Source organism: Endozoicomonas sp. ONNA1 (assembly GCF_024606325.1).
GTDB lineage: Bacteria > Pseudomonadota > Gammaproteobacteria > Pseudomonadales > Endozoicomonadaceae > Endozoicomonas_A.
Map to the genome: position 1 here is coordinate 1 of NZ_JAHHPN010000733.1, position 3,750 is coordinate 3,750.

Annotated in this window: 2 protein-coding genes; both read left to right on the plus strand. The window is 47.7% G+C overall.

Annotation, left to right across the window (positions count from 1 at the left end; translation table 11 throughout):
* The first annotated feature begins 83 nt into the window (after positions 1-83).
* A complete protein-coding gene (locus KDK19_RS17580; protein WP_257292481.1) occupies positions 84-3,071 on the plus strand; it encodes a transglutaminase-like domain-containing protein in 2,988 nt (995 codons plus the stop codon).
* A 150-nt stretch (positions 3,072-3,221) separates the two neighbouring features.
* The coding region (locus tag KDK19_RS17585) for a hypothetical protein (protein WP_257292482.1) at positions 3,222-3,750 on the plus strand (529 nt) is incomplete at its 3' end.

Sequence of the window (3,750 nt, forward strand, 5' to 3'; positions counted from 1 at the left end):
GGCACTACCGGCTTTTTCTGATGGCGGCCGGGATATCGCTGGAGGCACTGCCAGAGTCATCGGCTCTTGTCACGGCTCTTACCATGAGCAGGGGTGAGCTTGATTCCGGGCTTTGCAAATGGTTAAACCAAACGGTATCGGGTATTGATCGTCCCTGGTTGATACGCCGCAGTGATCTCAACAGTATGGATGAAAAACGCCATGAAATTCGTATTAAAACAGATCTGGGTGAAGAGGAAGCCAGAACGGAAATTCTCAAGGGAATGGCTCGGGCAAAATGGCTGACATCCGGTCTTTCCCCAGAGCCAGAAAGGTCGGACAACATTCTCACCGGGGCACTCTACCGGTACTGGCAGCAACGCTGGTTTGTTCGTCATTTTGGTTCTGTGGGCGTGGACGCCAATAGCGTATTTCCCCTGACGGAAGAACAGCAACAAACGCTGAAAATGCCGACTTCCGAGCCTTATCTTCAGGAAATTGATCAGCGGATAAGCGCATGGGACGCCAATGCAGTTCAATGGTGGCCCGCGTTTTGGCAGCAGACAAGTAATCTGCCGAACCCTCGGGTTGACGATTGTATTAACAAAGCGCCAGCTATGGGCGGTGATAACACGCCAGAAACATACAATCCGGAAGTCCTGGGGAAATGGGCTCCGGCACTGGACCAGAGAACAAACTATGAGAGCCTGCCGGTTCCAACATCCATGGATTATATAGTTTTTAATAGTTCCAGACACTCTTCCCGTATGTATCGGTGGTGGGCAAGGGATATTTTTGTGTCTGCTAAGGGTGATGTCAAAGAGATCGTTCTTAATAATAGACACATTCAGGAGGTCGAAGCCCTCCTGCCGGTTCGGTTACCGGGGCGTGATCAGGCAGTGGCATTAGCCAGCGATCAAACGCTGGGAACCGTGGAAATGTTATCGAAAAATGGTCGGTACGCATTGCCAAGCCTGACGCCTGACGACTATATCGTGGCCCTGCGAATAGAGCCCGATTTGCCATTTACCCTGGTCAGAGACCAATATACCGGGCTTCACACACTGACTGTTCCTGAGACCAAAGCCGATCAGAGTCTTCGAGTGACTTATGTCGTAGAACCCAGGGCAACGGGCAATAAAACACCTGCTAAACGAACCCGACCAACACTTTTGGACACCTATTGTTCAGAAGGTATGAAAAAAGTACTGCACGAACTGTTTCAGAACATTGGCGAGCAACCATCCGAATTAAAGGTATCACTGCAAAAAATACAGAACGCTAAAAACGCAAAGCAGCAAATTAAAGCGATCACGGAGTATTGCGAACAGTTTTCCGGTAAGGCTAAACCCAGGCGCAAGAAAAATTTCTTTAAATTCCTCGTAACCAAGCGGCAAGGTAGCTGTCGTCATCGTGTGCCTGTTTTCATTGCCTTTTGCCGTTATTTCGGGATTCCATGCCGACAAATTGATAACCGTGTCCACTGCTTTGCCGAGTATTCCCTGGATGGAGGGCAAACCTGGAAATCGGCGGATTTGGGCGGAGCAGATGCAGAGATAATAGAAATCACATCTCACTTCCAACCCATCAGAAGGGTCAATGTTTTCAGCACTGAGTCAAGGAAGATAAAGGCTCTCCTGAAGGACTTTCTGAAACGAGCTGATTCAGCACAACAGCAAATTCTGGCTAAAGCCTGTGGCATGAGTCTGGCGGAACTCAACAAAGCCCTTGAGACGAACAGTGCATTGCCAGAAACCAATCTGAGAATTTCCGAAATAGTCAGAAACCTTTGGGAGGAAAAAGATCTAACCCGTTTTTCCATGGGCGTCGCACTGCTAGAGTCGCTGGAGACACAAGCATTTGGTTATAACGAGAAGCAATTGGTCGGCGATGGCGGGTATAACCCGATGTCGGAGGCCGTCAAACACATATTGTCTAACAGTGATAAAGATCAGGTCACTGAACAACTCAAGTTGTTGCACTCAAAAATGTTTGTCCAGTGGGGAGCCTACCCTCTGCTATGGTTGGGTTCAATGGAGAAAATACTGAACGGCAGTGACTTGGCCAGACCTTCGTTTCTTCGCTTCGCCCTTGAAGCCCTTAAATCAGGCTGGCTTGATCCGGTGCCGAACTACTATGAGGATATTACAGGGGCCTTTCAACATCATCAGCTATTGCTGCATCTGGAACGCATCGATGAACTGAAGATTGAAGCCGCTCATTGCCTGAAAAAGTGCTATTGGGAATTCTTGTCCAGGGAAAAAAATAGCCAGGCATGGCGGTTGGCTTATAAAAATTTCCGTCAGAGAAAAGGTGATGTCTTTTTTGTCACTCACTGTCATGATGGGTTTTCGCGATCCCTTGAAAGTAAAATCGCCAGCTCATCGCTCCAGGCCGCCTGGACGGACGAACCTGAAGGCGTTCCGAATATAGAACGAATGCTGCTTCACCACCCCGCATTTCAGAGGCTAATTTCCGGCAAAGCGAGCCATCGTCCGGTAATTATTATGGGGCAACCTTCCTGGTGCGACACGATGATTAATGAAAAGGTCGAAGCCCTGTTTCTACTAAAAGTTGAGAGCAGGCCGAACTTGAAGCAGATATTGGAAAAAATCAATCAACGTGAGTCAGCGCGAAAACAAATCTGCGATGCTTTGAAAAAATCGGAAACTCAGAATTATCGTGCAAACTTTATCAAATCTGTCCCCCCTGAAGAGCGACTTCCTTTGCATAATGAAATAGACGAATGCAATCGGGCGATTCTGCAGGCCTTCAGTCATTACCTCTATGGAATGACGCACTCAAACGGCGGTTGCCTGACGTATTGTTGGGCCGACGCTTCCAACGAGGAGTTCATGCTTACAAATAAATATGGCGCTCATGATCCATCCTCACCAGAAGAGCTGTATGCCATGATGTCTACCATTGATGACTCTCCCGGGTTTCAGGAAGCGGTTAAGGATGCCTACCTGCGGGAGGCACTCAACGCCAGTGATGCTCTGGTACTCAAATCACATGAGCTAACAACCATTGCCGAAGAGTTTTTGAGCAGCGTGAATTTGAAGTCGATTTTTGATTCATTGGATACGTGACTACTGTTTAGTCATGTTGAGTTTTTCGAGATCGGTGACTTCCTTCAATAGTCACAGATATCCATTCAAATGGAACTTTCATCTTATCTGAAGGTCAATTGGTCAAACCATTTCAATACAGTCCTTCATGATACAGGTGAGAAATTGACTATGGATGGTCGGATTGATGGGGTAATAAACAAACGCACTCTTGCCAGTGAGCAGCCTTATAGTGGCATGACAGCCAAGAGACCAAAGCTGGAGCTATCGTCAAAAGTAGAAATCTGCTCTGATGTCACTCCCAAATTTAGTAGACCGTCACTTCTGATTACGTTGCCTGATAAAGCGAGAACCTTATCCTCAACGGATTCCTCACTCTCCGGGCCCTCTCATTCCTTCGACTTTTGTTTTGTCACCAGTGATGATGAAGTTCGACAGCTTTTATTGGCCCAAACTGGCGATAAACTTCGGGATGTCATCCTTATCTCCCATCCCGATGACCTCTCACAGGCTAATCTGGTGAGCCGGTTGAGCATTTCTGACGATGGTCGCCACACTCTGCATTCAGGCAAGCTATTTGAAGGTTCACAGCCACTGACTCTGGTGATGGATATCCGAAAGCTCACCAGCGAGGATCTACCAAAGTTTAACGATCTACTGGACCCGGATAATCCCTGTCTATACGACAACGTCAGCCAGA